The following is a 21,054-nucleotide window of genomic DNA, read 5'->3' as shown; positions in this document are numbered from 1 at the left end:
GGGGCACGCTTCGGGCAACTGACGCACCGCCACCTGCTTTGCACCAGATGCGTCACGAAATCCTCGCTTGGCCCCTATCCATTTGGCACACCATCCGCATCATGGACGACCATAGAGGGGCGGGCGGAACACACCGCGTGTGAGAGGAGGCGTCCATGGGTTCGGTGCGTAAGGCGAGTGCCTGGCTTGGCCTCGTCGACGACAGCGACGACGAGCGCTACTACGACGACGAGTACGCCGAGGGGCCCGAGCCCGGTGACTCCTGGGTGACCAACCCGAGGGTGCGCGTGGCCGACGAGGCCGCGCAGGAGCAGGGCACCCGCATCGCCACGGTCACCCCGGACGGCTTCCGGGACGCCCGTGGGATCGGGGAGCTCTTCCGCGAGGGCGTCCCTGTGATCGTCAACCTCACCGCCATGGAGCCCAGCGACGCCAAGCGGGTCGTGGACTTCGCCGCCGGCCTCACCTTCGGCCTCCGCGGCTCGATCGAGCGCGTGGCCAACCGCGTCTTCCTCCTCACCCCCGCCGACTACAAGGTGGTCAGCGGGGAGGCGGGGCGGACGAACGGGGGCTTCTTCAACCAGAGCTGAGCCACAGCGGGTTGCACGGCCGGGGGTCCGGGGGTTGCCCCCGGGAAGGCGGGGTGGGGGTGTTCACCGGAACGCGTCGAAGCCGGTGAGCGCCTTCCCCAGCACCAACTGGTGCATTTCCACGGTGCCTTCGTAGGTGAGCACCGACTCCAGGTTCGTCGCGTGCCGCATGACCGGGTACTCCAGCGAGATCCCGTTGGCGCCCAGGATCGTCCTGGCGGTGCGGCAGATCCCGATCGCCTCCCGCACGTTGTTGAGCTTGCCGAAGCTCACCTGCTCCGGCCGCAGCCGTCCCGCGTCCATCCGCCGCCCCAGGTGATGGGCGAGCAGGATGCCCTTGTGCAGTTCCACGGCCATGTCGGCCAGTTTGGCCTGGGTGAGCTGGAAGCCGCCGATGGGCCGGCCGAACTGCTCGCGCGTGCGCGCGTAGTCGAGCGCCGACTCGAAGCTCGCACGGGCGGCGCCCATCGCGCCCCAGACGATCCCGTACCGGGCGTGACTCAGACAGCCGAGCGGCCCGCGCAGCCCGGTGACCTCCGGCAGGACGGCGTCGGCGGGCAGCCGCACCTCGTCCAGGACCAGCTCGCTGGTGACGGAGGCGCGCAGCGACCACTTGTGCTTGATCTCGGGGGCCGAGAAGCCGGGGCTGTCGGTGGGGACGACGAATCCGCGGATACCCTCGTCCGTGCCTGCCCAGACGACGGCGACACCGGCCACGGAGCCATTGGTGATCCACATCTTGCGGCCGGTGAGCAGCCAGTCGCCGCCGGCGTCGCGCTTGGCGTACGTCCGCATACCGGCCGGGTCCGAGCCGTGATCGGGCTCGGTCAGCGCGAAGCAGCCGATGGTCTCGCCCTTGGCCATGGACGGCAGCCAGCGCCGCTTCTGCTCCTCCGAGCCGTAGCGGTGGATCGCGTACATGGCGAGGGAGCCCTGCACGGAGACGAGCGACCTGATGCCGGAGTCGGCGGCCTCCAACTCCAGGCAGGCCAGGCCGTACTGGACGGCGGTGGCGCCCGCGCAGCCGTAGCCGCTGAGCGACATCCCGAGCGCCCCCAGGGCCCCGAGCTCGCGCGCGAGCTCCCGGATCCCCGGCAGCTCGCCGCGCTCGTACCACTCGGCGACGTACGGCAGGACGCGGTCGGCCGCCCACTGACGGACGGTGTCGCGGATGGCCCGGTCCTCGGGGCCGAGCAACTCGTCGAGGGAGAGGGGGTCGTGGGGGTCGAACGGGGCGGGTGGCATGAGGTCCTCCGCGGGTGCGCTCGGGGTCGGAGCGGGGCTCCCCCGACGTTACGACCCAGTAACCACGCGCGTCCAGGCGACCGGGGGATCTTGCCCCGGCCCGCCCTTTCACCGTTTCTTCCGGGGCTGCGCCCCTCGGCCCAACACCGCGCTCCGCATGGTGAGCGGGGGCTCCACCCCCTGCACCCCCGCAACGCGGCTGCGCCGCGTTCGTCCCCAGCCCGCCAATTCAGCCCGTCCGGCGTTTGAGGACTCCGCCCGGAGGGCGGACGGGGTCCGGGGTCTGCCCGGAGGGCGCTTCGGGGTCCGGGGCGGAGCCCCGCCCACCCGCGCGGAGCGCGGCCTCCGCCCACCCCCGCCCCGCGGGCAGGGTGGCGCAGGGGCGCAGCCCCCGCGGAAACGGTGAAAGGGCGGGGCGGGGGCTCAATCCATCGCCCGAGGCAGCCGCAACGCCGCCACCGCCCCCACCACCAGCAACCCCGCACTCACCACCAACGTCACATGCAGCCCGTGCACAAACGCGTCCCGCGCCGCCACCCGCAACGCCTCCCCCGGCGCCCCGCCCAGCCGCGACGCCACCTCGTACGCCTCACCCAGCGAGTGCCCCGCCGCGACGGACGCCGCGCTCGGCACGCCGGGCGTGCCGGCGACCCCGGGCGCGTACGCGGCGTTCATGACGCTGCCCAGCAGCGCGATGCCGATGCCCGCCCCCAGCTGGTACGAGGTCTCACCGATCGCCGCCGCACCCCCCGCCTCCCGCTCGGGCGCCTCGCTGAGCATCGACTCGTACGCCCCGAAGAGCGTGGTCTCCAGCCCGAGGCCGAGGATGACGAAGCCGCAGACGAGCGTGACCGGCCGGTCGTCCCGGCCCATCACCGTCAGCGACAGGACCGCGAGGGCCGTGAGCGCGAAGCCGGAGCAGACCATGGCGCGCGGCCCGAAGCGGGCGAGGACGCGGGAGCCCGCGAGGCCCGCCGCCATCGCGGCGAGGGTGAGCGGCAGCAGCCGCAGCCCGGTCTCCAGCGGGCTGAGGCCCAGCACGAGCTGGAGGTACTGCGCGGCGACCAGCTCCAGCCCGACGAGGGCGAGCATCGCCAGCACGATGCACCCGACGGAGACCCCGAACGCCGGCCGGGCGAACAGCGCGAGGTCGACGAGCGGCCGCGCCCGCCGCCGCTGGCGGCGGACGAACAGGACGAGAAGGGCGGCCCCGAGCGCGGCCGGCGCCACCGTGAGCAGCGACAGCGGCTCGGCCCCGCCGATCCGCTTGACCCCCAGCACCACGCCGAACAGCCCGAACGCGGCCATCAGCGCGCCGAGCACGTCCCACGGCCCGTCCTTGCCGCCGGTGGACTCGGGCAGCAGCCAGCGGCCGACGGGGAGGCTGACGGCCATCAGCGGCAGGTTGATGAGGAAGACCGAGCCCCACCAGAAGTGTTCGAGGAGGAGCCCGCCGAGCAGCGGGCCGGCGGCCGCGCCGACCGCGGCCACCGCGCTCCAGACGCCGATGGCCAGGGCCCGTTCCCGCCGGTCGGGGAAGACCTGCCGGAGGATGGAGAGCGTCGCGGGCATGATCATCGCGCCGCCGGCGCCGAGCAGCGCGCGGGCCGCGATCAGCACCTCCGGCTCCGTGGCGAGCGCGGCGAGCAGCGAGGCGATCCCGAAGAGCCCGTAGCCGAGCAGCAGCACGCGCCGCCGGCCCACCCGGTCGCCGAGCGTCCCGAAGAGGATCAGCAGGGAGGCGCAGACCAGCGGGTAGACGTCCACGATCCACAGCAGCTGGATCGCCGAGGGCCGCAGGTCCTCGGTCACGGCCGGGACGGCGACGTGCAGGACGGTGCCGTCGACGGCGACGAGAAGCAGGCTGGCGCACAGGACGACGAGCACCGTCCAGCGGTTCGCCCCCGCCGCGCGGGGCGGCGCGGAACGCCGCCGCTGGCGGGGGATCCCGGTGGACCGGCCGGGGCGGGCGGTCGCCGTTCCTGACATTCCCACCTCCGTGTCGGGTCCCGGCCGGGCGGTGCCGAGGGGACGAGTGAGACGCCAGGTTACGCGAGTCCCGGCAGGTCACAGCCGCCAGCTTGCCGCCGGCCGTTCGCGGTCCGGGCGGCGGATGCTGGACAATCGGCCGGTGACCGATCTCGCCTCCCCCTCCGGCATACGCACCGGCATACGCACGGACCGGGCCGTCCCCGCGTCCGGAGCGCTGCGGCGCGCCGCCCCGGCCCTGCTGGCCTACGCGGCGGTGCGGGCGCTGGGGATCGCGGTGCTGGCGCTGTGGGGCCTGGCGACGGGCAAGGACGCGCACCACCTGCTGTCGGGGCGCTGGGACTCGGTCTGGTACGCGCGGATAGCGGAGGACGGCTACGGCTACACGCTCGCGCTGACCGGCGGCAAGGTCCACTCCGACCTCGCCTTCTTCCCGTTGCTGCCGTGGCTGGAGCGGCTGCTGTCGGCCCTGCTGCCGGTATCGGCGGCCGATGCCGGGCTGCTGGTGAGCGCGGTCTCCTCGCTGTTCGCCGCGGCGGGGATCTTCGCGATCGGCGAGCTGCTGCACGGCCGGCGGGCCGGTGTGGCGCTGGTGGTGCTGTGGGCGGCGCTGCCGGTGGGCGTGGTCCAGTCGATGGCGTACTCGGAGTCGCTGTTCACGGCGCTGGCGGCGTGGTCGGTGTACGCGGTGCTGACCGGCCGCTGGCCGGCGGCCGGCGCACTGGCCGCGCTGGCCGGGCTGACCCGCCCGGTGGGGGTGGCGGTGGTGGCGGCCGTCTGGATCACTGCGGCGGTGGCCCTGCTGCGCCGGGGCCGCCGTCCCGGGCGCGCGGAGCGGCGGCGGATGCTGCTGGGCGCGGCGCTCGCCCCGCTGGGCTGGCTGGCATACGTGGTGTGGGTCGGTGTGCGGACCGGGAGCCCGGGCGGCTATCTGGACGTGCAGGGCGGCTGGGGCAACGGTTTCGACGGCGGACTGGCCTTCGGGGCGTTCATAGGGGAGCGGCTGGCGGGACCGGCGTTCTTCGCGGGGCTGGCGCTGCTGGCGGGCGTGGCGCTGGTGGTGTGGCTGTACGTGACGGGGGCGCGGCGGGGGCAGCCGTTGCCGCTGCTCGTCTACTCGGGGACGGTGCTGCTGCTGGCCCTGACGGCGAAGGGCTACTTCGGTTCGAAGCCGCGGCTGATGCTGCCGGCCTTCCCGCTGCTGCTGCCGCTCGCGACGGCCCTGGCGCGGCTGCGCACGTCGCGGGCGGTGCCGGTGGCGGGTGCGGTGGCGCTGGTGGCGGCCTGTTACGGGGCGTTCTGGCTGAACGGCTCGGGCCCACCATGATCATTTTCTCCGGACCGGCTCCCGGGACCGCCCTCCCCCGAGCGGCGGAAAACACTCCGGAACACCCCGCCCAATCCCCGATAAACGTCCGTACGGAAAAGCGGAAAAGCCTGTACCGGGCCCTCGACTGCCGCCCGGCCAGGATTCTTTAGCCGTTTCTTATTTTCCGGGCACGTGTTCCGCGCTCACCGGATCAAACGCGCCGAAAGTCGTGTTTGAGACGCATTCCACATCACATCGTCATCACAAATCGGCGCGATCGGCCGGACCCTCCCATCACGCAATGTAACGTCGATTGAGTGCGTACCAACGACGAGCTCGTCCCCGCCGAGGAGCGCCCGAGCGAACCCCCGCGACCACGGATGACCCGGACCCGCCTGGGGATCTTCGTGGCGACCTCCGTGGTCTACGCGGCGATCGTGGTCGGTGTGCTGACCACGTCCTGGCCGGTGCGTTTCGACTGGCAGGTCATGCTCTTCAGGCCGTACAAGCAATGGCCCGAGATCCACACCTTCCTCGACTACTTCGTCGTGCTGGGCCAGCGCGGCCCGACGGCCGTCGCGGTCGCCGCCTGGCTGGGCTGGTGCGCGTACAAGCGGAAGACACTGCGGCCCCTGCTGGTGCTGGGCACCGCGCTGCTGCTGCTCAACGCCACCGTGGGCGCCGCGAAGATAGGGATGGGCCGGCTCGGCCCGCACTACGCGACCGAGATCGGCTCCAACGAGATGTTCGCCGGGGGCGACATATTCCCCTCCGGCCACACCGCCAACGCGGTGGTCACCTGGGGCGTCCTCGCCTACCTGGCCACCACCCCCCGCGCCCGCCGGATCGCCTCGGTGAGCGCGGCGCTGCTGGCGCTGGGCGTCGGCATGACGACGGTCTACCTCGGTACGCACTGGATGAGCGACGTCACCCTCGGCTGGACCGCCGGCCTGCTGGTGCTGCTGGCCCTGCCCTGGTTCGAGCCGCTGATGGACCGGGCCGAGGCCTGGCTGCTGGCCGTCTGGGCCCGGCTGCGCGAGCGGCGCGTCCTGGCGCCGGTGGTGGCGACCGTCCCGATCGGGCTGTGGGGGCCGCGCGCCCCGGCCGACGACGCGGCCCCGGCCCGCGAGCCGGTGGGCGCGGGTTCCCGGGCCGGACGGTCGGCCGAGGGCCGGGCCCGTGCCGCGGCCCGGCCGCACACGCCCCGCTCCGAGCGGACGCCGGTCACCCCCGGCGGCAGCCGCCGGCCGCCGCAGCGCACCGCGCCGCCGGTCCCGGCGACGGGCCAGGGACGCACCGTCGGCTGAGCACCGCCGGAAGGCCGCCCCTCGGGGCGGCCTTCCGCATGTCCGGCGTCAGCCCTTCCAGCAGCGCCGCACGACGCCGTCCGCCACTTCGAAGTTCAGCCGCCCGGCCACGTACTCCAGCGTGATCACGGTGCCCGGCGGCAGCGCGCGGACGGTCGTCCAGCCCCGGGCGCGCGCCCGGGCGGCCGCGTCCTCGGCGTCGAGGCCCGCGTACGCCTCGGGGTCGTCGTCGGGGTCCGGCGGCAGGCCGGGCAGGTTCGGCAGGGGCACCATGCCAGCCACCGTAGCCCCCGGGAAGCGCCCCCGGCAGCCCGCGGAGGACCGCTCACCGCCCGCCACCGGCCCACCACGGGTCACACTTCTGTCACAGAAATCCGCGGCCGGGTTTACCGCCGCGCGCATCACTCCCACGGGTCTTTTTCCGCCCCCGCTATCCGGCCCCGCGAACTCCGGTTGGGAATGTGTGCGGCAGGCCGCCGCGTTTCCGAAAGCCCTTTGCTCTTTCCGCCGGAATTCGATGCGGAGATCCTTTCGCGCCCCTGCCGGACGGAATGCCGCGAGCCCCGGAACGTTCCCCGCAGGCGGCGGAATATTTGATTCCGGAAGGCGGCGGAGAGGCCCGTGCACCCGAGCGGAACACCCCCGCGCGGCCCCGGGCCGACGGCCCCGACCGGAGCGCGCTGCCGGGCGACGCGGCCGGCCCGTTCCGCGCCCGCCCCGGCCCGTCGCGAAGTGGCGGCCCCGTCCGGCGGGTCCCCGAGGGCGGACGAGGCCCATGGCGACCCGGCCGGTGCGGCGAGCCCCGGTCCGGACCTCCACCCACACCGACTCGCGGACGGCGCGTCGGTCCGCGAGGATGCCCCGGCCGGGACGGCCGCTCACCGGAGCGGACGCGGCGGTCCTCCCCTGAGGAGCCGCACCACCCGGCCCGCCTCCGCGTGGGACGCGCTCCGGCCGTCCGCGGAGCCGACACCGATTCCTCCGCCGAGCGACGGCACGACCCGGCCGGACGGGCCGGGGCAGGCCGGGGGCGGGCACTCGCCACGCGGACGGAGCGCTTCCTTCCCCGAGGGGTCGCGCCCCGCAGGAAGCCGCACCCCGGCAGGGCCCGGCCCGATCCCGCGGCCCGCCGGCGAGGCGACCCGCTCCGAGCGTGCTCTTGGAAGTCCGGCGCGGGGAACCGCGCGACCAGCCCGCAGCCGACTGACCGCACATCCGGCGGAGCGCCTAGCGGATCGGCGGCCGCTCGTCGACGCGGATCGCCAGGTCGTTGTCGGCCGTGTAGTGCGGGCCGGCCTGGGCGGGCGCGTAGGGGGCGTCCACCGGCTGGGCCGGGTAGACGAAGATCTGCCCCTTGTCCGCGACGTCGTCCAGCAGCCGGGCGACCCGGGCCGCGGCCGAGCCGTCCGCCGGGCACAGCCACAGGTCCCAGACGTCCGGCCCGCCCTCCCAGGCCTCGCACAGCTCCGCCAGGGCGAACGTGAAGGAGAAGTCATGGCCGTCCGCGGTGACCGGGGAGGTGCGGACCAGCTGCGGGTCACGGCGGCAGCGGGCCTCCGCGACGGCGCCGGCGAGCCACTCCTCGGGGTTCTCCACCCGGTGCAGCGTGCCGCCCACGGTGATGCCCTTGGCGTCGATCCCCAGGTCACCGGCCTCGGCGTGCGGCGCCCGCTGCCAGCTGCGCAGCGAGAGGTTGCCGTGCTTGGTGACGTAGGGGATGCGCACCGCGAGCGGCGAGGTGCTGGGGCCGGGCCGGCGGTCCACCAGGGAGCGCAGGTCGGCCAGGCCCGGCAGCAGCCGGGCCGGCTCGGCCTCGCCCAGGCCCAGGTGGACGTCCCAGCGGCCCTCGGGCAGCGGGACGGTGCTGGGCAGGACGGCGCGCAGACGGCCGGCGCCGTTGGGCGTGAGCGGCAGGCGGACCTCATCGTCGGGGTTCTCGACAACGTTGCCGCCCCGGCGGAGCAGCACCAGCGCCGCCGACCAGTGGCCGGAGGCGTCGGCCCCCTCGGGGGCGTCGAGGTCGAAGGTGAGTCCGCCCGCGGAATCCGCGATGCAGTCGGCGCGCGGCGGGGCAGACACGATGGTGAACTCCTCGGGGACGGTGGAGCCCGCGTCGACGGGCCCGGCGGGGGTCGGGGAATGCGTCATGCGGCACGCACCCGTCGCAGGGCGGAGCGGCCGGCGTCCTTGGTCCTGAGGGCACCGCTGAGCAGGGCCCCGCGGGTGCGGTGCAGGGAGCCGCGCAGGGAGCCGCGGCCGGTGAGACCGGCGAAGAGCCGCTCGTAGCGCCCGGCGATCTCGGCGGGGTCGAAGCGGGCCGAGTTCTCCAGCGCCGCCCGGCCCATGCGCCGGCGCAGCTCGTCGTCCTCGATCAGCTTCAGCAGCCCGGCGGCGATGGCGTCGGTCTTGCCGACCGGTACCAGCAGGCCGTCCGTGCCGTTGTCGATGATCTCCCGGGGGCCGTGCGGACAGTCCGTGGAGACCACGGGCAGGCCGCAGCGCATCGCCTCGACGATCGTCATGCCGAACGACTCCAGGCTGGAGGTGACGGCGCCGACGGACCCCTTGACCCACTCCGCCTCCAGCGGATTGGCGGGGCCCATGAGGAAGACGTGGTTGTAGAGGCCGAGCTTGTCGATGAGGGCGCGCAGCTTGGCCTTCTCGGTGCCGGCGCCGTAGATCCGCAGCCGCCAGTCCGGGCGTTCGGCCACGACCTTGGCGAAGGACTTGACGAGCACGTCGTAGCGCTTGGCGGGGGCGAGCCGGCCGGCGGCGATCACCCACTTCCCGGAGGAGTCGGCGGGGGCGACGGCCGGGGCGGGCACGCTGTTGGGCACGGCCTCGATGTGCACGCCGGGCAGCCGCATCAACTTGCGGTAGGTGCGCGCGTCGGCCTCGGTCACGGTGGTGACGGCGTCGAGCCGGGGGTAGTGGGTGCGCAGCGCCAGCTTCAGGGAGGCGGAGTGGGTGCTCAGGGTGAGGTGTTCCTGGCCGACCCGGGCGACGCCGCGCCGGGCCTGCTGGGCGATGTGCACGTTGAGGCCGGGCCGGGTGCCCACGACCACGTCGCACTCCAGGCTCCGCAGGTGGTCGGCGATGCGCCGGTCGGTGAGGGCGCTGTACTGCTTGTACCGGCCCTCGGCGGCCGGGAAGACGGCGGCGGGACGCTCGCACTCCGGGTCGTCGCCCTCGTAGCCCGGGCTGCCCTTGCGCAGGTCCACCAGGTGCCTCAGCCGTACCTTGCCGGACGGGGCGAACACCGGCTCGTCCCGGTGCCGGAAGACGGAGACGACCTCCACGTCGTGGTGCTCGGCGAGCGTGCTCGCGAGGTTGTACGTGGTGCGGATGGTGCCGCCGATGCCGTAGGCATTGTGAATCAGGAATGAGATGTGCATTCGTCCCCACAGCCGGTGTGCGTGCCCGGTGGCGCGCCTCCTGAAGATTAGACCGTACTGACGATCAGGAGGTTGGCTCCGGTCCTCGACTCGATCACGGAACGATGAGCATTCCATGACGCGGGCGGCGGGTTCCGGCCGGGGACGCGATGCCGCGAAGCGCCGTCGCCCGAGGGCGTGACCCCGGCCGTGGGTCCTCCGTTGTCTTCGTTACGAGCCGGGAACCGCCCGGCGCCCGCCCACGCACCGGAAGTACGAGGAGCCCCCGTGCCTCGCATGCTCGACGTCAGCGACGAAGTACGCGCCGAGATCGGCGACGAAGAAGCGAACCGCCTGCTCGGGGGCGACAACGCCCCGGGCACCTACGACTGCACCTCGTGCCGCACCCCCGGCGACAGCGAGCGGGAGCGCACCAGCACCGTGCTGTTCGTCGGCGAGGAGACGGCGGTGCTCGCCTTCGCGCACGCCTCCTGCATCCCCTCGCAGGTGGTACCGGTCTCCGAGGAGCAGTTGCAGGGCGCGGTGCGGTCCATCACCGGCGGCGGCGACCAGGGCCGGCAGCCGGATTCCGACCTGCCGCTCCAGGCGGAGCTGGGCGTCACCAGCGGTCTGCTGCTGGTGGGCGGCGAGGTGCAGCCGGCGCTGGTCGTCGAGCCGCTCGTGCCGATCGCCCGCCCCGGCACCAACGGTCCGGTGGACGTCTTCCTGGAGCTGCTCACCGAGCAGGGCTTCTCCACGGTCACCGCCCTCGACCAGGTGCCCGAGCAGCTTCCGGGCTGGTCGGTGCTGCTGGTGATGGGCAAGCTGCACGCGGTGCTCCAGCCCAACAACAACGGGGGCGCGCCGGTGGCCTGGTGGCAGGCGCACCAGGCGATGCAGGTGGCCGACGAGTGGCGCTCCGCGGTCAACAAGTCGGGGCGGGTGCTGGTCTTCGCGGCCCCGGTCGGCACGATCGGCCAGCAGCCGCGCGAGGACCTGCTGCGGGAGGCCCTGGACCGGGCGGCGGCCGCGGGGAAGCTGGTGGGCGCGGCGATGCCGCTCGCGGGCACCTGATCGACGGTGTGCGCCCCACGGTGCACCGGCGCACTCCTGTTTCCCCCGGCCCCTGGGAAGGATTCGCGGCCCGGGCCGCATCCGATGGCCCACGGGGTCGTTGGCAGGGATGTGTACTCTTACGAACCCGCTTCCCGGACCTCGTACCAGAACTACATCCCCGGCATGCGCCCACCCCGCGACGCCGCCCAGAGCCGCCCCGCCTCGGTGACCCCGATCTTCGACGCCCTCTGCTCCGAGTACCGCCGCTCCTTCCGCACGCTGCCCGGTGACCGGGCGGGCGAGGAGGAGCTGGGCTTCAAGGGGTTCGGCCTCCCGCAGCAGGGCGCGGGCCAGGGCCAGGGGTACTACGGCCAGCTCACCGGGCACGCGCCGTACCCGGGGCACACGGGCTGGTCGGGGGGCTGGGACGCGTACCAGCAGCCCGGGCGGCAGCGCGGTCAGCTGCCCGCGCTGCCGCCCGGTTCGCGTGACGGACGCATGCGCGGCTTCTAGCGGGGGCGCATGCGCGGCCTCTGGTCACGCTGCGCGCCCTGCTTCTTCCCGCGCGGCTGCGCTTCTCCTCGCGCCGCCCGCCGTCCCGCTTCTCCCGACTGCACGTCCCCGGGGGACGCCCCCCGGACCCCCGGCCGTCTACTTCTTGCGGCTGCGCTTCTCCCGCACCCGCACCGAGATGTGGATCGGGGTTCCTTCGAAGCCGAACTCCTCGCGCAGCCGCCGCTCGATGAAGCGGCGGTAACCGGCCTCCAGGAAGCCGGAGGCGAAGAGGACGAACCGCGGCGGCTTGGTGCCCGCCTGCGTGCCGAAGAGGATGCGCGGCTGCTTGCCGCCCCGGATGGGGTGCGGGTGGGCCGCGACGAGCTCCCCGAGGAAGGCGTTGAGCCGGCCGGTGGGCACGCGGGTCTCCCACCCGGCGAGGGCCGTCTCGATCGCCGGGACGAGCTTCTCCATGTGCCGGCCCGTCCGCGCCGACACGTTCACCCGCGGCGCCCAGCCGACCTGGCCGAGCTCGGTCTCGATCTCGCGCTCCAGGTAGAAGCGACGCTCCTCGTCGAGGGTGTCCCACTTGTTGATCGCGAGCACCAGCGCGCGGCCGGCCTCGACGGCCATGGTGACGATCCGCTGGTCCTGGACGCTGATGGACTCGGCCGCGTCGATGAGGACGACGGCCACCTCGGCCTTCTCAACGGCGGCGGCGGTGCGCAGCGAGGCGTAGTAGTCGGCGCCCTCCTGGAGGTGGACGCGGCGGCGGATGCCGGCGGTGTCCACGAACTTCCAGGTCGTGCCGCCCAGCTCGATCAGCTCGTCGACCGGGTCCCGGGTGGTGCCGGCCAGCTCGTTGACGACCACCCGCTCCTCCCCCGCGACCCGGTTGAGCAGCGAGGACTTGCCGACGTTCGGGCGGCCGACCAGGGCGATGCGGCGGGGGCCTCCGACGGCGGTGCCGAAGGTCTGGGCCGGGGCCTCGGGCAGTGCCTCCAGAACCGCGTCCAGCATGTCGCCGGTGCCGCGGCCGTGCAGGGCGGAGACCGGGTGGGGCTCGCCCAGGCCGAGCGACCAGAGCATGGCGGCGTCGGCCTCGGCGGAGGGGCCGTCCACCTTGTTGGCGCACAGGACGACGGGCTTGCCGGCCCGGCGGAGCAGCTTGACGACGGCCTCGTCGGTGTCGGTGGCGCCGACGGAGGAGTCCACGACGAAGACGACCGCGTCGGCGGCCTCGATGGCGAACTCGGCCTGGGCGGCGACGGAGGCGTCGATGCCGAGGACGTCCTGCTCCCAGCCGCCGGTGTCGACGACCTTGAAGCGGCGGCCGGCCCACTCGGCCTCGTAGGTGACGCGGTCCCGGGTGACGCCGGGCTTGTCCTCGACGACCGCCTCGCGGCGGCCGATGATGCGGTTCACCAGGGTGGACTTGCCGACATTGGGGCGGCCGACGACGGCGAGCACCGGCAGCGGGCCGTGGCCGGCAGCGGCGAGCTCGCTCTCGACCTCGTCGGCGTCGAAGCCCTCCAGCGCCGCGAGCTCCATGAACTCCGCGTACTCGGCGTCGCCAAGCTCACCGTGCTCGTCGCCGGTGTGGATCTGGTCGTTCATGGAGTCCGTTCCTCGTTCGTATGGTCGGCGGACCAGGCGGTCCGCTACTAAGTCTCGTTCAGCGCCCGGTGAGGCGCTTGGCTTCCGTCAGGTGCGCGCCCAGCCGCCGCTGGATGCGTACGGTCGCCTCGTCCAGCGCCGCGCGGGTGCGCCGCCCGCTGCCGTCCCCGGGGTCGAAGGCGTCACCGAAGACGACGTCGACCCGGCCGCGCAGCGGGGGCAGCCCGGGGACGAGGCGTCCCCCGCGCTCGGCGCTGCCCAGGACGGCGACGGGGACGACGGGCGCCCCCGACCGGAGGGCGAAGTAGGCCAGGCCCGCCCGCAGCGAGGCGAAGTCGCCCTCGCCCCGGGTGCCCTCGGGGAAGATCCCGAGGACGCCGCCCTGCTCCAGGACCTCCAGCGCACCGGTGACCGCTGCGCGGTCGGTGCCCGCGCGGTCCACCTCCAGCTGGCCGATGCCGCGCAGGAAGGGGCCGAGCGGGCCGGTGAACGCCTCCTTCTTGATCAGGAAGTGCACGGGCCGGGGCGCGGTGCCCATCAGCATCGGGCCGTCGATGTTGTGGGAGTGGTTGACGGCCAGAATGGCCGGCCCCGCGGCGGGCACCCGCCAGGCGCCCAGCACGCGGGGCTTCCACAGCCCGTACATCAGGCCGATGCCGATCCGTCTGCCGACGGCCGCACCGGAGGCGGAAGCGGTCACGCGGACCGCTTCTCCGCGCTTTCGGTCGCGCTCCGCCTCGACTCCACCAGGGTCACCACGCACTCGATGACCTGGTCGAGGGTCAGCTCGGTGGTGTCCACCTCGATCGCGTCCGCGGCCCGGGCGAGCGGGGAGGTCTTGCGGCCGGAGTCGGCGGCGTCCCGCTTGATCAGGGCGGCCTGGGTGGCGGCCAGGTCGGCTGCATCCTGGGCGTTCTTGCCCTTCAGCTCGCCGTTGCGACGGGCCGCGCGGGCCTCCGGGGAGGCCGTCAGGAAGATCTTGACGTCGGCGTCCGGGAGCACGGTCGTGCCGATGTCCCGGCCCTCGACGACGATGCCGTGCGGAGCCGCGGCGGCGATCGAGCGCTGGAGCTCGGTCAGCCGGGTACGGATCTCGGGCACCGCGCTGATGGCGCTGACCGCGGAGGTGACCTCCTGGGTGCGGATGGGGCCCGCGGCGTCGGCGCCGTCGACCGTGATCGTCGGCGCGGACGGGTCCGTGCCGGAGACGATCTCGGGCTTTCCGGCCGCGGCGGCGACGGCCGCGGCGTCGTCGACGTCGATGCCGTTGCTCAGCATCCACCAGGTGATCGCCCGGTACTGCGCGCCCGTGTCCAGGTAGCACAGCCCGAGCTTGGCGGCCACGGCCTTGGAAGTGCTGGACTTGCCCGTGCCGGAGGGGCCGTCGATGCCGACGATGACTGCTGCCGGCGCGGTCCTGGCGGCGGTTTCCACGGTGTCAGACACCTTCCTTGTGCACGCTTGTCGAAATCCATTCAGGCTCACCCAAGGTTACTGGCTCGCCGGAGCGAATCGCGCCGCGATATCCACCGGGCCTACTGGCGCAGTGCCCAGCCCCGGTCGCGCAGGGTCGCGGTGAGCGCCGCGACGGCCTGCGGCTCGACCATCAGCTGGATCAGACCGCTCTGCTGGCCGGTGGCGTGCTCGATGCGGACGTCCTCGATGTTGACGCCCGCGCGGCCGGCGTCCGCGAAGATCCGGGCCAGCTCGCCCGGCTGGTCGCCGATGAGGACGGTGACCGTCTCGTACGCCGCAGGGGCCGCGCCGTGCTTGCCGGGGACGCGGGCGCGGCCCGCGTTGCCGCGGCGCAGCACGGTCTCCAGGCCGGTGACCGCCTCCTCGGCGGGTTCGGCGGCGTCCAGGGCGCGCAGGGCCCGCACGGTGGCGTCGAGGTCGGCGGCGAGGCCGTCGAGGACGTCGGCGACCGGGCCGGGGTTGGCGGACAGGATGTCGAGCCACATCCGCGGGTCGGACGCGGCGATCCGGGTCACGTCGCGGATGCCCTGGCCGCACAGGCGCACGGCCGTCTCGTCGGCGTCCTCCAGCCGGGCGGCGACCATGCTGGAGACCAGCTGGGGGGTGTGCGAGACGAGGGCGACGGCCCGGTCGTGGGCGTCGGCGTCCATCACCACGGGGACGGCCCGGCACAGGGCGACCAGTTCGAGGGCGATGTTGAGGACCTCGGTGTCGGTGTCCCGGGTGGGGGTCAGCACCCAGGGGCGGCCCTCGAACAGGTCGGCGGAGGCCGCCAGGGGCCCGGAGCGCTCGCGGCCGGCCATCGGGTGGGTGCCCAGGTAGCCGGAGAGGTCGCAGCCGAGGGCCTCCAGCTCGCGGCGGGGACCGCCCTTGACGCTGGCCACGTCGAGGTAGGCGCGGCCGCGGCCGGCGCCGATCGCCTCCGCGAGGGTGGCCGCCACGTGGGCCGGCGGCACGGCGACGACCACCAGGTCGCAGCGGCCCTCGGGCTCCTTGTCGGTGCCGGCGCCGCGCGCGGCCGCGGTCCGGGCCTGGGCGGGGTCGTGGTCGCTGAGGTGCACCTGCACACCGCGGCCCGCGAGCGCGAGGGCTGCGGAGGTGCCGATCAGGCCGGTGCCGATGACGAGGGCGGTTCTCACGGAGGCGATGGTCCTTGCGGTCTCGACCTGGGCGGGGGACGGGTGCTGCGCGTCCCACCCTAGCCAGCCCCGAGTCGGGTAGAACCGAGGGCATGATCTTCCATGTGGTGCCCCTCGACGACTGGCTGGCCGTCCCCGACCGCCCGTTCGCCCCCGCCTCCCTCAATGACGAGGGCTTCGTGCACTGCTCCCCCGACGAGGAGACGACGCTCGCCGTGGCCTCCGCCTTCTACCGGGACACCCGGGGCCCGCTGATGGCGCTGCTGATCGACGAGCACAAGCTCGGCGTCCTGGTCCGCTGGGAGTCGGCCGACCCCGAGCCCCCGCCCGGCGTGGCCCCCGGAACGCTCTTCCCGCACGTCTTCGGCCGGATCAACCGCGACGCGGTCGAGGGGATGATGGAGATCCAGCGGGACGAGGCGGGTGCGGCGACGGGGCTGACGGTCTGGTCGTAATCCGGGTGGTTGCAAATCCGGGTGCCGTGTGTCGCACCCGGCGGCGACAATGCGGGCCATGCACTCCCTGGTGACCGACCACACGATCTACTCCTGCGTCATGGGCTCGCGCGCCTTCGGGCTGGCCACGGAGGCGAGCGACACCGACCGGCGCGGGGTGTACGCGGCACCTGCCCGGCTGTTCTGGGGCTTCGCCAAGCCGCCGACGCATGTGGAGGGCCCGGCGGAGGAGCAGTTCTCCTGGGAGCTGGAGCGCTTCTGCGACCTGGCGCTGCGGGCCAACCCCGGGATCCTGGAGGTCCTCCACTCCCCGCTCGTCGAGCACGCGGACGCCACCGGCCGTGAACTGCTGTCGCTGCGCGGGGCGTTCCTCTCCCTGCGGGCGCACCAGTCCTTCGTCGGCTACGCGGACGCCCAGCGCGCCAAGTCCGAGGCCGCCCTGCGGCGGTCGGGGGCGCCGGACTGGAAGCACGTGATGCACCTGCTCCGCCTGCTCGGCAGCGCCCGCGACCTGCTGCGCACCGGCACCCTCACGGTCGACGTCGGCGACCGGCGGGAGTGGCTGCTGGCCGTCCGGCGCGGCGAGGTGCCGTGGCCGGAGGCGGAGCGCCGGATGACCGCCCTGCGGGACGAGGCGGACGCGGCCGCGGCCCGTTCGCCGCTGCCCGCGGAGCCCGGCCGGGCGCGCGTCGAGGACTTCCTGATACGGGTGCGGCGGGCCTCCGCGCAGGCCGCCTAGCAGGCCGTGCGCGCCCGGACGACCAGGTCGTGCAGGGCGTCGTGGACGCCCGGCCCGGCCGTCTCCGGGAGCCGGGAGGCGGCCTGCGCGGCGTCGAGCTCCGCGTGCAGCGCCTCGACGTCCGTCCGCAGCCGCCCGGCGTCGACGAGGCCGTCGAGCGTTCCGTGCTCGGCCTCCGCCTTCGCCGCGATCAGCTCGGGCACGTAGCCGGGCGCGGGCACCAGGTCGAGCAGGGCCGGCAGATGGGCCTCCACCTCGCCGCCGCGCAGCAGGTGGATGCCGGTGAGCAGCACCCGCAGGGTGTAGAGCAGCGGCTTGAGCTCGGGCTGCTTGGCGAACAGGCGCCACTGGGTGTTCGCGAACCCCCGGTAGTGGTGCGCGTGGTGGCGGGTGAGGACGCCGGGGGCCAGGGCGGCCAGCTCGGCATGGGTGTCCGAGGTGCGGACGACGAGCGGCGACAGCAGCTGTTCGAGGACGTAGCCGTTGCGGCGGAGCATGAGCCGGGCGAACTTGCGCAGGTCGTGCGTGACGAGGTCCATCTCGACGCCGTCGCGGTCGCCCATGACGGAGCACGTTTCCTCGCCCTCGCGGAGGCCGACCAGGTCGGCCACGGGGAGCAGGTGGGCGCCGCGCAGGTCCACGTCGGAGTCGGCCGACGGGAAGCCGTAGAGGTGGGCTCCGGAGACGGTGGCGAAGACCAGGGGGTGTCCCTGCTCGGCGAGTACGGGCGAGAGGTCGGTGGCCGGCAGGCCGGCGCTGCGGAGCCGGTCCTCCGCCCGTATGCCGGTGTCGGTCATCGTCCGAGGATCCCAGGCCCGGGGCGGCGCCCCGGACCCGGTACCTGCGGTCCTAGAGCTCGACCTCGCGCATCAGCATGCCGACCTCGGTGTTGGTCAGGCGGCGCAGCCAGCCCGACTTCTGGTCGCCGAGGGCGATCGGGCCGAACGAGGTGCGGACGAGCTTCTCGACCGGGAAGCCGGCCTCGGCCAGCATGCGGCGGACGATGTGCTTGCGGCCCTCGTGGAGGGTGACCTCGACCAGGTAGTTCTTGCCGGTCTGCTGCACCACGCGGAAGTTGTCGGCGCGGGCGTAGCCGTCCTCCAGCTGGATGCCGGACTTGAGCTGCTTGCCGATGTCGCGCGGCAGCGGGCCGGTGATGGCGGCCAGGTAGGTCTTCTGGACGCCGTAGCGCGGGTGGGTGAGGCGGTGGGCCAGCTCGCCGTGGTTGGTGAGCAGGATGATGCCCTCGGTCTCCGTGTCGAGGCGGCCGACGTGGAAGAGCCGGGTCTCGCGGTTGGTGACGTAGTCGCCGAGGCACTGGCGGCCGTCCGGGTCCTCCATCGTGGAGACGACGCCGGCCGGCTTGTTGAGCGCGAAGAACAGGTAGGACTGGGTGGCGACGGTCAGGCCGTCCACCTTGATCTCGTCCTTCTCCGGGTCCACGCGGAGGCCCTGCTCGGTGACGATGCGGCCGTTGACCTCGACGCGGGCCTGCTCGATCAGCTCCTCGCAGGCGCGGCGGGAGCCCATGCCGGCCCGGGCCAGCACCTTCTGCAGGCGCTCGCCCTCCTGCTCGCCGAAGGTCTTGGGGGTCTTGACCACCGGCTTGTTGTAACGCTCGCGGTTGCGCTCCTCGATCTTGGCGTCGAGCTCGCGCGGGCGCGCCGGGGCCGTCCGGCGGCCGGTGCCCGCCGAGGGGCTGCGGCGCGGGCCGCCCTTGGCGCCGCCGCGGGCCGAGGCGCCCCGGCCGGTGCGCTCGGCGTCGGGGCCGACGTCGTAGCGGCGCTCCTCGGGGCGCGGGCGGCGCGGACGCTGCTCCGGCCGGTCGTCACGCCGGCCGCCGCCGTCGTTACGCGAACCGCCCTCGTAGCGCGAGCCACCCTCGTAACGGGAGCCCCTGTCGTCGCGCGAGCCACCCTCGTAGCGGGAGCCGCCGGAGCGCCCGCCGCCCTGGCGTCCGCCGCCCGAGCGCGCGCCACCGGACCCCTGCCGGGGGGACCCGCCGCGTCCGCCCCGGTCGTCCCGGTTGCCGCTACCGCTGTTCCTGCCGCTGCTTCGCATCAAAGTTCCGTCTTGTCGTCCGCTTCGGTGTCCGGGGCATCCGGATCGAACGACGGCACCCCTTCCTGGGAGTCGCCCTCGACCGCGTCCGCCTCCGGGAGGAACGGTGCGAGCTCGGGAAGCTCGTCCAGGCCGCGCAGGCCCATCCGCTCCAGGAAATAGTTCGTCGTCCTGTACAGGATCGCACCTGTTTCGGGTTCCGTCCCCGTCTCCTCCACGAGACCGCGCTGGAGGAGGGTGCGCATGACGCCGTCGCAGTTCACCCCGCGAACCGCGGAGACCCGCGAACGGCTGACCGGCTGACGGTACGCGACGACGGCCAGGGTCTCCAACGCGGCCTGGGTCAGCCGGGCCTGCTGGCCGTCGAGCACGAAGGCCTCGACGGCGTCCGCGTACTCGGGACGGGTGGAGAAGCGCCAGCCGCCGCCGACGGCGCGCAGTTCGAAGCCGCGGCCCTGGGCGGTGTATTCGTCGGCCAGCGCGTGCAGGGCGTCGGCGACCTCCCGGCGCGGGCGCTCCAGGACCTTGGCGAGGTGCTCCTCGGAGACGGGCTCGTCGATGACCATGAGGACGGCCTCCAGCGCGGGTCCCAGCGGGAGCGTGTCGGTCATTGCGGCTCTTCCTTCTGATCTTCCTGCTGATCGAACTCGTCCGTCACCAGCGGTGCCGCGTCCTCCCCGCCCGTCCAGCGGACCCTGAGGGATCCCAGCGCCTCCTCCTGCTCCAGGTGCACCGCCCGCTCGCGGTAGAGCTCCAGCAGGGCGAGAAAGCGCGCCACGACCGTGAGGGTGTCGGCGGCGTCGGCCGTCAGCTCCCCGAAGCTCGCCTCGCCGGCCTCGCGCAGCCGGGTCACGACGATCTCCGCCTGTTCCCGGACGCTCACCAGCGGGGCGTGGATGTGGTCCACGTACACCTGCGGCGCGGGCTTCGGCTGCATCGCCTTCACGGCCAGCTCGGCCAGCCGCTCGGGGCCGATGCCGAGGACGACCTCGGGCAGCAGCTCCGCGTGGTGCGGCTCCAGGCCAACGGTACGGGGGTAGCGGCGGCCCTCCGTCGCCATCCGCTCGCCGAACATCTCCGCGATGCGCTTGTACGCGCGGTACTGGAGCAGCCGCGCGAAGAGCAGGTCCCGGGCCTCCAGCAGGGCGAGGTCGGCCTCGTCCTCCACCTCGGCGGCGGGCAGCAGCCGGGCCGTCTTGAGGTCGAGCAGCGTCGAGGCGACGACGAGGAACTCGGTCGTCTGGTCGAGGTCGAAGTCCGGCCCCATGGCCCGCAGGTGAGCCATGAACTCGTCCGTGACCTGCGACAGAGCGACCTCGGTGACGTCCAGCTTGTGCTTGGCGATCAGCTGGAGGAGCAGATCGAAGGGCCCCTCGAAGTTGTCGAGGTGAAGCGTGAACCGCCCGTCGCCCGTGGTTCCCGAGGAGCCTTCCCCCGGAACCGCAGGCTCCGCCCCGGTGCCCCCGGGCCCCGGAGCAACACCCCCTTCACGGCCGGGCCGCTCGGGGGGCCGGGGGGCTTGTCCCCCGGTTTCGGGAAGGGGCGGGGCGGGGGAAGAATCCCGGTCCTCGGCCTGCGGCGACGGTCCGCCGCCCGGCCCCCGGCCCAGCACGCGCCGGGCCGCGGTACGGACAGTGGCGGCAACGGCGGCGACGGCTGCGGACTCGGGCATGCGAAAGGGGTCCAAGCGAAGGGAACAGGCGGTCCAAACGGCCCGCGGGCCGGCTCGGCGGACGCGGCCGCCGCGGGCAGGCTACCGGCGAGCCGCTCAGCGGCCCCGCAGGCGCCGCACGAGGATGCTCGCGTCGCCGCGCGCCTCCAGGTCGGCGAGGACGACGGCCACGGCCTCCCGCACGATCCGGCCGCGGTCCACCGCGAGCCCGTGCTCGCCGCGCAGCACCAGGCGGGCGTGCTCCAGGTCCATCAGCTCCTCGGCGGAGACGTAGACCGTGATCTTCTCGTCGTGGCGCTCCCGGCCGCTGGGCCGGCGGTTGGCGGCGCGGCCGCGGCGGCGCGACGAGGCCGCGGCGGGTTCCCCGTTCCGGGAAGGGGATGCGGCCGGCCGGCCCGCGGAACGCTCCCGCTCGACCGGGGGGACGGAAGCACGGCGCTCGGAGCGCTCGGAGCCGTCCGCCGCGCCCGGAGCGGCCTCCGGCGACGCTCCGCGCCCCGGCGTCCGCTGACGGCCCCGGGCGCGGAGCG

Annotated in this window: 21 protein-coding genes; 7 read left to right on the top strand and 14 right to left on the bottom strand. The window is 74.0% G+C overall.

What is annotated here, in order from left to right:
* Nucleotides 1–155: 155 nt before the first annotated feature.
* Nucleotides 156–590, top strand: a complete 435-nt coding sequence (locus I5Q34_RS20215) for a cell division protein SepF (RefSeq protein WP_199893722.1) — start codon at nucleotides 156–158, stop codon at nucleotides 588–590.
* Nucleotides 591–653: 63 nt separating this feature from the next.
* On the opposite strand, the gene I5Q34_RS20210 is transcribed toward I5Q34_RS20215, so the two are convergent.
* Both I5Q34_RS20210 and I5Q34_RS20205 read right to left on the bottom strand, forming a co-directional pair.
* Complete coding sequence (locus tag I5Q34_RS20210; RefSeq protein WP_199893721.1) at nucleotides 654–1,835, bottom strand: acyl-CoA dehydrogenase family protein; 1,182 nt, start codon at nucleotides 1,833–1,835, stop codon at nucleotides 654–656.
* A gap of 423 nt (nucleotides 1,836–2,258) precedes the next feature.
* Nucleotides 2,259–3,824: an MFS transporter gene (locus tag I5Q34_RS20205; protein WP_199893720.1), complete on the bottom strand. Its 1,566-nt coding sequence runs from the start codon at nucleotides 3,822–3,824 to the stop codon at nucleotides 2,259–2,261.
* 142 nt (nucleotides 3,825–3,966) lie between these two features.
* On the opposite strand from I5Q34_RS20205, the gene I5Q34_RS20200 reads away from it, so the two are divergent.
* Both I5Q34_RS20200 and I5Q34_RS20195 read left to right on the top strand, forming a co-directional pair.
* Nucleotides 3,967–5,151 (top strand): mannosyltransferase family protein, encoded by a 1,185-nt coding sequence (locus I5Q34_RS20200; protein ID WP_277965368.1) that lies wholly within the window; start codon nucleotides 3,967–3,969, stop codon nucleotides 5,149–5,151.
* Between the two features lie 299 nt (nucleotides 5,152–5,450).
* Nucleotides 5,451–6,440 carry a phosphatase PAP2 family protein gene (locus tag I5Q34_RS20195; RefSeq protein ID WP_199893718.1) on the top strand — a complete coding sequence of 330 codons (990 nt, stop codon included), beginning with the start codon at nucleotides 5,451–5,453 and terminating at the stop codon, nucleotides 6,438–6,440.
* Nucleotides 6,441–6,488: 48 nt separating this feature from the next.
* Here I5Q34_RS20195 and I5Q34_RS20190 read toward each other — a convergent pair whose 3' ends face one another.
* The 3 genes from I5Q34_RS20190 to I5Q34_RS20180 form a co-directional block, all read right to left on the bottom strand.
* Nucleotides 6,489–6,713, bottom strand: a complete 225-nt coding sequence (locus tag I5Q34_RS20190) for an I78 family peptidase inhibitor (protein ID WP_199893717.1) — start codon at nucleotides 6,711–6,713, stop codon at nucleotides 6,489–6,491.
* 954 nt (nucleotides 6,714–7,667) lie between these two features.
* Entirely contained in the window at nucleotides 7,668–8,588 is a 921-nt protein-coding gene (locus I5Q34_RS20185) for a hypothetical protein (RefSeq protein WP_199893716.1), read from the bottom strand.
* Nucleotides 8,585–9,835, bottom strand: coding sequence for a glycosyltransferase family 4 protein (locus I5Q34_RS20180; protein WP_199893715.1), 1,251 nt, complete (start codon nucleotides 9,833–9,835; stop codon nucleotides 8,585–8,587). Before I5Q34_RS20180 ends, I5Q34_RS20185 begins: the two co-directional genes overlap by 4 nt.
* A gap of 267 nt (nucleotides 9,836–10,102) precedes the next feature.
* On the opposite strand from I5Q34_RS20180, the gene I5Q34_RS20175 reads away from it, so the two are divergent.
* Both I5Q34_RS20175 and I5Q34_RS20170 read left to right on the top strand, forming a co-directional pair.
* Nucleotides 10,103–10,888 (top strand): hypothetical protein, encoded by a 786-nt coding sequence (locus tag I5Q34_RS20175; protein WP_199893714.1) that lies wholly within the window; start codon nucleotides 10,103–10,105, stop codon nucleotides 10,886–10,888.
* Between the two features lie 165 nt (nucleotides 10,889–11,053).
* Nucleotides 11,054–11,383 carry a hypothetical protein gene (locus I5Q34_RS20170; RefSeq protein ID WP_234429170.1) on the top strand — a complete coding sequence of 110 codons (330 nt, stop codon included), beginning with the start codon at nucleotides 11,054–11,056 and terminating at the stop codon, nucleotides 11,381–11,383.
* 138 nt (nucleotides 11,384–11,521) lie between these two features.
* Here I5Q34_RS20170 and der read toward each other — a convergent pair whose 3' ends face one another.
* From der to I5Q34_RS20150, 4 genes are all read right to left on the bottom strand, one after another.
* Nucleotides 11,522–12,982, bottom strand: coding sequence for a ribosome biogenesis GTPase Der (der, locus tag I5Q34_RS20165; protein ID WP_199893712.1), 1,461 nt, complete (start codon nucleotides 12,980–12,982; stop codon nucleotides 11,522–11,524).
* 58 nt (nucleotides 12,983–13,040) lie between these two features.
* Nucleotides 13,041–13,628 carry a 1-acyl-sn-glycerol-3-phosphate acyltransferase gene (locus tag I5Q34_RS20160; RefSeq protein WP_199894283.1) on the bottom strand — a complete coding sequence of 196 codons (588 nt, stop codon included), beginning with the start codon at nucleotides 13,626–13,628 and terminating at the stop codon, nucleotides 13,041–13,043.
* Between the two features lie 50 nt (nucleotides 13,629–13,678).
* On the bottom strand, nucleotides 13,679–14,428 hold the full coding sequence (gene cmk / locus I5Q34_RS20155) for a (d)CMP kinase (RefSeq protein WP_199893711.1): 750 nt from the start codon (nucleotides 14,426–14,428) through the stop codon (nucleotides 13,679–13,681).
* Nucleotides 14,429–14,517: 89 nt separating this feature from the next.
* The gene (locus I5Q34_RS20150) at nucleotides 14,518–15,606 is read right to left on the bottom strand and encodes a prephenate dehydrogenase (RefSeq protein ID WP_277965503.1); all 1,089 of its coding nucleotides are present in this window, start codon (nucleotides 15,604–15,606) and stop codon (nucleotides 14,518–14,520) included.
* Nucleotides 15,607–15,689: 83 nt separating this feature from the next.
* Between I5Q34_RS20150 and I5Q34_RS20145 the strand changes: the two genes are divergently transcribed.
* Both I5Q34_RS20145 and I5Q34_RS20140 read left to right on the top strand, forming a co-directional pair.
* Complete coding sequence (locus tag I5Q34_RS20145; RefSeq protein WP_199893709.1) at nucleotides 15,690–16,052, top strand: DUF952 domain-containing protein; 363 nt, start codon at nucleotides 15,690–15,692, stop codon at nucleotides 16,050–16,052.
* Between the two features lie 49 nt (nucleotides 16,053–16,101).
* Nucleotides 16,102–16,791, top strand: coding sequence for a DNA polymerase beta superfamily protein (locus I5Q34_RS20140; RefSeq protein WP_199893708.1), 690 nt, complete (start codon nucleotides 16,102–16,104; stop codon nucleotides 16,789–16,791).
* Here I5Q34_RS20140 and I5Q34_RS20135 read toward each other — a convergent pair.
* From I5Q34_RS20135 to I5Q34_RS34875, 5 genes are all read right to left on the bottom strand, one after another.
* Nucleotides 16,788–17,588, bottom strand: coding sequence for a DNA polymerase beta superfamily protein (locus tag I5Q34_RS20135; protein WP_199893707.1), 801 nt, complete (start codon nucleotides 17,586–17,588; stop codon nucleotides 16,788–16,790). The genes I5Q34_RS20140 and I5Q34_RS20135 overlap by 4 nt on opposite strands.
* A gap of 52 nt (nucleotides 17,589–17,640) precedes the next feature.
* The gene (locus tag I5Q34_RS20130; protein ID WP_199893706.1) at nucleotides 17,641–18,852 is read right to left on the bottom strand and encodes a pseudouridine synthase; all 1,212 of its coding nucleotides are present in this window, start codon (nucleotides 18,850–18,852) and stop codon (nucleotides 17,641–17,643) included.
* Nucleotides 18,852–19,463 carry an SMC-Scp complex subunit ScpB gene (gene scpB / locus I5Q34_RS20125; protein ID WP_199893705.1) on the bottom strand — a complete coding sequence of 204 codons (612 nt, stop codon included), beginning with the start codon at nucleotides 19,461–19,463 and terminating at the stop codon, nucleotides 18,852–18,854. Before scpB ends, I5Q34_RS20130 begins: the two co-directional genes overlap by 1 nt.
* Nucleotides 19,460–20,524 carry a ScpA family protein gene (locus I5Q34_RS20120; RefSeq protein WP_199893704.1) on the bottom strand — a complete coding sequence of 355 codons (1,065 nt, stop codon included), beginning with the start codon at nucleotides 20,522–20,524 and terminating at the stop codon, nucleotides 19,460–19,462. The genes scpB and I5Q34_RS20120 overlap by 4 nt, the downstream gene beginning before the upstream one ends.
* A gap of 96 nt (nucleotides 20,525–20,620) precedes the next feature.
* Nucleotides 20,621–21,054 (bottom strand): hypothetical protein (locus tag I5Q34_RS34875; protein WP_234429169.1); only part of this gene is annotated, 434 nt, incomplete at its 5' end.

Source organism: Streptomyces sp. AV19 (genome assembly GCF_015999245.1).
Classification (GTDB): domain Bacteria; phylum Actinomycetota; class Actinomycetes; order Streptomycetales; family Streptomycetaceae; genus Streptomyces.
Note: the sequence above shows the minus strand (reverse complement) of the source record. Positions and strands in the feature narration are given on the sequence as shown.

What these genes read in the sequence shown, in the direction of transcription:
- I5Q34_RS20215 (WP_199893722.1), top strand. Translation starts at nt 156, where the DNA reads ATGGGTTCGGTGCGTAAGGCGAGTGCCTGGCTTGGCCTCGTCGACGAC.
- I5Q34_RS20210 (WP_199893721.1), bottom strand. Translation starts at nt 1,835, where the DNA reads ATGCCACCCGCCCCGTTCGACCCCCACGACCCCCTCTCCCTCGACGAG.
- I5Q34_RS20205 (WP_199893720.1), bottom strand. Translation starts at nt 3,824, where the DNA reads ATGTCAGGAACGGCGACCGCCCGCCCCGGCCGGTCCACCGGGATCCCC.
- I5Q34_RS20190 (WP_199893717.1), bottom strand. Translation starts at nt 6,713, where the DNA reads ATGGTGCCCCTGCCGAACCTGCCCGGCCTGCCGCCGGACCCCGACGAC.
- I5Q34_RS20185 (WP_199893716.1), bottom strand. Translation starts at nt 8,588, where the DNA reads ATGACGCATTCCCCGACCCCCGCCGGGCCCGTCGACGCGGGCTCCACC.
- I5Q34_RS20180 (WP_199893715.1), bottom strand. Translation starts at nt 9,835, where the DNA reads ATGCACATCTCATTCCTGATTCACAATGCCTACGGCATCGGCGGCACC.
- I5Q34_RS20170 (WP_234429170.1), top strand. Translation starts at nt 11,054, where the DNA reads ATGCGCCCACCCCGCGACGCCGCCCAGAGCCGCCCCGCCTCGGTGACC.
- der (WP_199893712.1), bottom strand. Translation starts at nt 12,982, where the DNA reads ATGAACGACCAGATCCACACCGGCGACGAGCACGGTGAGCTTGGCGAC.
- I5Q34_RS20160 (WP_199894283.1), bottom strand. Translation starts at nt 13,628, where the DNA reads ATGTACGGGCTGTGGAAGCCCCGCGTGCTGGGCGCCTGGCGGGTGCCC.
- I5Q34_RS20145 (WP_199893709.1), top strand. Translation starts at nt 15,690, where the DNA reads ATGATCTTCCATGTGGTGCCCCTCGACGACTGGCTGGCCGTCCCCGAC.
- I5Q34_RS20140 (WP_199893708.1), top strand. Translation starts at nt 16,102, where the DNA reads ATGCGGGCCATGCACTCCCTGGTGACCGACCACACGATCTACTCCTGC.
- I5Q34_RS20135 (WP_199893707.1), bottom strand. Translation starts at nt 17,588, where the DNA reads ATGACCGACACCGGCATACGGGCGGAGGACCGGCTCCGCAGCGCCGGC.
- I5Q34_RS20130 (WP_199893706.1), bottom strand. Translation starts at nt 18,852, where the DNA reads ATGCGAAGCAGCGGCAGGAACAGCGGTAGCGGCAACCGGGACGACCGG.
- scpB (WP_199893705.1), bottom strand. Translation starts at nt 19,463, where the DNA reads ATGACCGACACGCTCCCGCTGGGACCCGCGCTGGAGGCCGTCCTCATG.
- I5Q34_RS20120 (WP_199893704.1), bottom strand. Translation starts at nt 20,524, where the DNA reads ATGCCCGAGTCCGCAGCCGTCGCCGCCGTTGCCGCCACTGTCCGTACC.